Source organism: Sphingomonas bacterium (genome assembly GCF_903643065.1).
Lineage (GTDB): Bacteria > Pseudomonadota > Alphaproteobacteria > Sphingomonadales > Sphingomonadaceae > Sphingomonas.
Genome location: NZ_CAHJWX010000101.1, coordinates 1 through 6,766, shown reverse-complemented (window position 1 = coordinate 6,766; position 6,766 = coordinate 1). Strand labels below are relative to the sequence as shown.

Here is a 6,766-nt window from a genome sequence, read left to right as displayed (position 1 = left end):
GGCTCGCGGATCAGCCGCGCGGCGAGCAGCGCCACGATCAGACCGGGGAGGCCGACGATCGCGAACACCCAGCGCCAGCTCATCGAGCCGAGCAGCAGCGTCGCGATCGTCGGGCCGAAGCCGAGGCCAAACAGCGCGAAGGCACTCTGCTGAAAGCCCAGATTGTTGCCCCGCCGGCGCGGCAGCGACGCCTCCGCGACGGCGGCGAAGCTGGACGGGCAGAACGCGCCCTCGAACAGGCCCATCGTGATACGGCACAACATCATCGCCGCGAAGCCGCCGGCGAGCCCCGACAACCCCGACAGGAGCGAGAACAGCACCAGCGAGGGCACGATCACCCGCTTGCGCCCCCATACGTCCGACAGATTGCCCATGAACAGCGACGACACGCCCCAGGCGATACCCAGCGAGGCGACGAGGTTGCCGACGTCCTGCGGCCGCAGCCTAAGGTCGGCGACCATGGTGGAGGAGCGCAGGCCGGCCAGGTCGGCAATCACCCAGCGATCGAGCCCGACCAGGCCGAAGCCCAGCGTCAGCAGCACCACGGCCTGCCACTCGTAGCGGCGGTCCCAGGCGGGAACGGCCCCCGTCGCCGGCATGGTGCTCGACATCCGCGTTTCCCTCCCGCCGCCCGTCAGAACTTCATGAAGCCTTCCTCGGGCGCTTTGGCATTGGTGCTCACGCCGGCCGCGTTCTCGAAACAGGACTGGTCGTCCAGCATCGCCCAGCGATAATCGGTCTTGCGGTGCCAGATATTGGTGCTCTCCACCGGCTCGGTGAAGGCGACGCCGTCGAACAGCGTGAAATGGACGTGCATCACGCCGTCGCCGACGCGCCGCATGGTCCATTGGAAATGGAACTTGTCGCTATGCGGATCGAAATGCGTCTCCAGCGGCGTGTCGCCGCGCAGGCCGACCGTGTCGACGTACAGCGTGTCGCCAACCCAGTGGCCGATCGAATGACCGTTGTAGCTCGGCTTCAGGTCCGCCGGATGGCCCCGACCGTCGGTCCAGACGATGACGGGGAACGCGGTGAAGAAGAAGATCGACACCTGGCCGGGCGTCTGCACCACCTCATTAGGATAGGCCTCCGACAGCATCAGGAACGGGATGCCGAACGGCAGGCATTTCGAACCGGTATCGCCGATCTGCTTGCCGGCCTTCGCCGCCGCGGCGCGCTCGTCCGACATCTTCTTGAACTCGGGCGTGTAGGGGAGCGGCCATGGCGAGAGGAAGGAGGGCGGACGACCGTCCGCCGTCTTGCCGGTGTTGCTGGCGATCGGCCCGCCGGGGACCCCCATCGTCGTGCCCAGCCATAGTCCCGAGATATCGGGCGCGCCGGGATCGCCATGGTAGGAGACGCCGGCCGGCGGCCACGCGCGGTCCGCGTCCTGCGCCGCCAGCGGCATGGGCGCCGCGAGGGCGGCAACCAGGGCCGCCGCCATGCCGGTCGATACGCGCTTGATCATCCGCCTCTCCCTTCGGCCGCGACCGGCCCTGTCAACGGCCCTGTCACCGTCCAGACATTACGCGCCCGGCTTCATCCGCTCGCCCAGCATCTTGCCGTTGGGCAGGACGACGGCGTTCAGGCTGCCGCCCTTCTCGCCGCTGCGCAGCGGCGCCATGTAGATCGTCACCTTGTCGCCGGCGTTCAGCGAGCCCTTGGCGAAGCCGTCGCGGCGCATCACGCCGGGGTTGCCGCCCTCGATCGAATATTTGTCGGGCGCGCCCGACCCGTTGGGGACCAGGACGTAAAGCCAGGTGTGCGGGCTGGTCCACTGCCATTCCTTCACCACCGCGCCCTTCAGCACGATCTCCTTGGTCTTGTCGAACATGGCGAAGGAGTGATGCGCCACGGCGGGCAGCGGCGCGGCGAGCACGGCCAGCGCGGCGAAGATGCGGAGCTTGTGGGTCATGATGTTCCTCTGATCGGTCGGTCGGCGGGGCATGCCCGGATGCGGCTGGCGCAGGCCTGAACGTGGCGCCTAATGGACATACTTGTCCGGCGAATAGTTGGTCACGGGCGTGCAGAGGAACTCGTGCGGCTCCCAGTTGCGATCGTCCGACAGGCGATAGGTCACGGTGGACGTCATCGGCCTGGAATAGGCGGTGGCATCGGTCAGCGTCACCTTGACGGTCAGCGTGGTCGCGTCGACGCGATGGAACCGCTCCGCGATCTTGAGATCGTCGCTGTGCGGCACGCCGGTGCCGTCGATCGGCTGATCCTTGATGCCGACGATCTGCGTCACGAGGTCCGCTCCCTCATACTTCCCGATCGCGTTGCCGTTGGAGAAGCTCTCGATGTCCTTCGCCGCCGGCAGCGCATCGGGGGTGAGCCAGACGCGGCGTACCGGCATCCCGTCGCGATAGAGCATGACGCGCCCGGGGGTCTGCATGATCAGCATCGGCCCGTTGGAGCCGGTGATGAAGCGCGGCATCCCCGGCGGCTGGCAGCCGCGTACCGGATCGTCGGTGCGGGTGCCGGCGGCGGCATCGGCGACGCGCTTCTTCCAGGTCTGGGCGAACGCGCCCTTGAGCGGCGGCGCCCATGGCGCCCAGCCTTCCTTGCTTCCGCTACCGGCCGGGGTGTCGACCCGCACCCACACGCCGCTGATGTCGGGAGCCTTGGGATCGCCGTGCCAGCTGAGCGGTTCCGGCGGCGCCGATCCCTGCGGCGCCGATCCCTGCTGCAAAGTCTGCGCGACCGTGAGGCCGGGGGCGCCGAGGCACCACGACAGGCCGACGATCAACGCTCCCACGCGGCGCGACTTGGTCAGGACACGCATCAAGCCATCTCTTCCTCTCGCATCCTGGCCGGGCCGGCTCGCGCTCGCGATGCTCGGTCGTCAGGCTCCTGTCATGACCATTAAGGTAGGCAGGTCGCGTCGGGCAAGGAAGATGCGATCTTTTTCCCATCGATGCGTCAACGGCGTCCTGGCGCCGAACAGCTTGCGACTTTCCATCGGCCACGAGCGATGGTAGTTTAGGATCGGGATAACGGACAGGTATCGCTTCGGTTAATCTATATCTCCCCGTCGCGTCGTCCTTGGATCATCAATCCGCGACGCTACGAAGGCGGCGAGAACAACGGCGATGGCCCAAAGGCCACGTCGATCAGGAGGGGATGAGCGATGATCACCAAGGTAGCTCTGTATCTGTCGACGGCGTTGCTCGCCGCGACCCCGGCATTCGCGCAGACCGCGCAACCCGCCAGCCCGGTGACGCCACCCAACGCGCCTGGCGCGACGGATCAGACCGGCGCCCCCGACGCGGCAAGTTCCTCGGCGGTCGAGGATATCGTCGTCACCGCGACCCGGCGCAGCGCCGATCTCCAGTCGGTGCCGATCACGATCCAGGCGGTGTCGTCTTCGACGCTCAAGGCCTTCAACGTCACGGGCGTGCTGTCGCTGCCGTCGCTGGTGTCGGGCCTGGTGGTGACGCCGTCGGGCGGCAACAACATCTACCTGCGCGGTATCGGCTCACCCAGCACCGGCTTCAACGAGGCGCAGACGGCGGTCTATATCGACGGCCTCTACCTCGCCAACCCGACGATCGGCATTTATTCCTTCAACAACATCGATCGGGTCGAGGTGCTGAAGGGGCCGCAGGGCACATTGTATGGCCGCAACGCCACGGGCGGCCTGATCTCGGTGATCACGCGCGATCCGGGCGATACCGAGCGCGTCGACGCCTCGGTCGGCTATGGCAACTACAACACGCTGACCACGAACCTGTACGCCTCGACACCGCTGGGCAAGACGCTGGCGGCGGGGATCGCGGTCTATCACCAGAAGCAGAGCGACGGCTGGAGCAGGAACCTCGTCACCGGCCACGACCTTCAGAAGTCTGACGAGACCGGCGTGCAAGCCAAGCTAGTCTGGCGGCCGGGATCGAACACCAAGGTGACTACCAGCTTTATCTACGACTACAACAACCGCGACTATGGCTATGCGTACGAGGTGCTGCCCGGCACGATCGCGAACGACGGCACCACCTATCAGGGCCGGTATCGCAGCACGCTCAGGATCGATCCCTCGGCGCCGACCCACATCTATCTCGGTACGCTGAAGGTGGAGCAGGACCTGGGCTTCGCGACGCTGCAGAGCCTCAGCGGCTTCCAGGCCAGCCACGCCAACGTGGCGTTCGCCGGCGGCGGCCCCGGCCAGGGGCAGCCGCTCGCCGGCGAGACCACCGCGTACAGCAACTTCTACGAAAAGAACCGGTCGCTCAGCGAGGAACTCCAGCTCGTGTCGAAGGCGTCGCCGGGCGAGCGGTTCGACTGGGTGCTCGGCGCCTTCTATTATGACGACCACACGCAGCTGCGCCTGGACTCGCTGCCGACCTGCAACGGCAGCGTCTGCCTGGGCACCCCGCAGCGCAATAACGGCTTCCCAAACACGCTGTCGGGCTCGGTGTTCGGCGACGGCTCCTACCGGTTCTTCAAGGGCACGCACGTCACCGTCGGCCTGCGCTACACGGCCGAGCGCAAGACGCTGACGGGCCAGCTCTCGCCGCTGCCGGGTTATCCGAACTCGGTGGCGACGCTGGGCGCCGCCGCCACCGCGACCACGCCGGGCATCGTCTATTACCCGGGCCAGCCGTTCGCGCTGTTCACCGCCGGCAAGCTCGCGGCGTCATTCCCCAACGGCATCCCGACCCGGCTCGTGTTCCACAAGCTGACCTATCGCTTCGTCCTGGCGCAGGACGTTGGCGACAACGTCCATCTGTTCGTGTCGCACAATCTCGGCTTCAAGTCCGGGGCGTATAACGGCAACGGGTTCAACAACCCCCCGGTCGAGCCCGAACTGCTCTACGCGACCGAGGCGGGCGTCAAGTCGGAGTTGTTCGACCGTCGGGTGCGGCTGAACGCGTCCTATTTTCATTACAATTACCAGAACGTCCAGGTGCGCTCGATGTCCCCGCCCGCCGCGCCCGGCAACGCGCTGCTGCTCAACGCCGCCAAGGAGAGGATCGACGGCGTCGATGTCGACCTCAGCATCGTTCCGGTGCGCGGGTTGACGCTGAACGGCGCGCTCGAATATCTCGACGCCAAGTTCGTCGACTTTCCCGGCACCACCTGCCCGACCCCCGGCACGCCGCGCGTCGACAGCCGGGGCGTGACGGTCGGCACGGTGGTGAACACCGTGTGCAATCTCGCGGGCGCGACGCCGCAATTCGCCGCGAAATGGTCCGGCACGGTCGGCGCCGTCTATAATGTCGAGACCGACCTCGGCTCGTTCACGGTGTCGGGCAACGATCACTACACCTCGTCCTATCCGACCTCCGCCCAATATGTCGTCAACGACGCGCACCACATCATCGACGCGTCGCTCGGCTGGACCGCGCCCTCCAAGCGCTACGACGTCCAGTTGTGGGGCAAGAACCTGACCAAGCAATATATCTATGCGGTCGGCCAGGTCGCGACCAGCTTCGCCTTCGCGCCGGGGGCGCCGCGCACCTATGGCGCGACGCTGGGGGTTCATTTCTGATCCCCCGTCGGGCGGCCGAGCGCAACGTCGCGGATGGGGACCGATAACGTTCCAGAACGTATCGGTAACTTGAAAATCCGATCTGTCCCGGTCACGGCCGCCACGGTAGGCCGCAGCCGTTCTCGGATAGGAGGGCGGCGAGCGCCTGTACGGGATGGGAGAGATCGATGTCGAGGTTGCAGGCGGTGAGCGACTGGTTGGCGACCACGTCGCTGAGCACCGCGATCGCTGAGCGCGCGTGGACGGTACCGATGCTGCAGAGCGTCCACATCCTCGCGATCGCGATCGTGATGGCGTCGATCGGCATGCTCGATCTCAGGCTGGCCGGTTTCATCGGCCGCGACCAGTCGATGCGCGGCACCACCCTGCGCTTCTATCCCTGGATCTGGGGCGCGCTGGGCGTTCTGCTGACGACGGGGCTGTTGCAGATCATGGCCGAGCCCGCGCGTGAGCTGCTCAATTGGGTGTTCTGGACCAAGATGGGACTGATCGTCGGGGCGGCGCTGTTCACCGCGCCGGTCCGGCGGCTGCTGGAGGATCGGCGCTTCCGCGACCTGTCGGCGGGCCGGCGCGCCGCGATCCGGACCTGCGCGCTCGTCTCGCTGGTGATGTGGGTGGCGGTGCTGACCTGCGGCCGCTGGATCGCCTATGCGGGGGGCGGATCGTGAGCATCGGCAGCGTCCTTTTCGCCGTCTGCACGTGGATCGAGGCGACGCCGCTCGCGGTGAGCATCACCGAATCGGAGTGGATGTTCCCGACGATCGAGACGACGCACGTCCTCGCCCTGACGCTGGTCGTCGGGTCGATCGCGATGCTCGACCTGCGCCTGCTGGGCGTGTCCACCCGCACGATGGGCGCGATGCAGCTGTCGGACGAGGTGTTGCCCTGGACCTGGAGCGCGTTCACCGTCGCGGCGATCACCGGCAGCTTGATGTTCGCGTCGGCCGCCACGAAATATTACAGCAACATCCCGTTCCGCATCAAGATGGGGCTCCTGTTGCTGGCTGGCATCAACATGGCGATCTTTCATCGAGGCGCCTGGCGTACGGTGCACGACTGGAACGAGACCGTGCCGGCGCCGCATGCGGTGCGGGTCGCGGCGGGGCTGTCGCTGGTTTTCTGGATCGGCGTCGTCGTCGCCGGCCGGTGGGTTGGGTTTGTCTGACCGGCGGCGACCGCCCCGGCAATACATGATGGAGCGTGGCGAATGTTGAAGTTGTTGGGCATCGCGGGAGCCTTGTCGATGCTCGTCACCGCGCCGGCCGCACTGGAGCCCCA

The 6,766-nt window shown here is 66.8% G+C and carries 7 protein-coding genes; 3 read left to right on the top strand and 4 right to left on the bottom strand.

The annotated features are described in order from the left end of the window. From HUU95_RS05180 to HUU95_RS05165, 4 genes are all read right to left on the bottom strand, one after another. A partial coding sequence (locus HUU95_RS05180) for an MFS transporter (RefSeq protein WP_217429778.1) occupies positions 1-611 on the bottom strand: 611 nt, incomplete at its 3' end. 23 nt (positions 612-634) lie between these two features. Next, positions 635-1,468, bottom strand: a complete 834-nt coding sequence (locus HUU95_RS05175; RefSeq protein ID WP_174279137.1) for a hypothetical protein — start codon at positions 1,466-1,468, stop codon at positions 635-637. Positions 1,469-1,525: 57 nt separating this feature from the next. Further along, entirely contained in the window at positions 1,526-1,915 is a 390-nt protein-coding gene (locus HUU95_RS05170) for a DUF6152 family protein (protein ID WP_174279136.1), read from the bottom strand. A 69-nt stretch (positions 1,916-1,984) separates the two neighbouring features. After that, complete coding sequence (locus tag HUU95_RS05165) at positions 1,985-2,785, bottom strand: hypothetical protein (protein ID WP_174279135.1); 801 nt, start codon at positions 2,783-2,785, stop codon at positions 1,985-1,987. Between the two features lie 345 nt (positions 2,786-3,130). Between HUU95_RS05165 and HUU95_RS05160 the strand changes: the two genes are divergently transcribed. The 3 genes from HUU95_RS05160 to HUU95_RS05150 all read left to right on the top strand — a co-directional run bounded on the left by HUU95_RS05160 (position 3,131) and on the right by HUU95_RS05150 (position 6,653). Further along, a complete protein-coding gene (locus HUU95_RS05160) occupies positions 3,131-5,488 on the top strand; it encodes a TonB-dependent receptor (protein ID WP_174279134.1) in 2,358 nt (785 codons plus the stop codon). A gap of 167 nt (positions 5,489-5,655) precedes the next feature. Further along, complete coding sequence (locus HUU95_RS05155; protein WP_174279133.1) at positions 5,656-6,156, top strand: DUF6644 family protein; 501 nt, start codon at positions 5,656-5,658, stop codon at positions 6,154-6,156. Further along, complete coding sequence (locus tag HUU95_RS05150; RefSeq protein ID WP_174279132.1) at positions 6,153-6,653, top strand: DUF6644 family protein; 501 nt, start codon at positions 6,153-6,155, stop codon at positions 6,651-6,653. Before HUU95_RS05155 ends, HUU95_RS05150 begins: the two co-directional genes overlap by 4 nt. Positions 6,654-6,766: the final 113 nt, after the last annotated feature.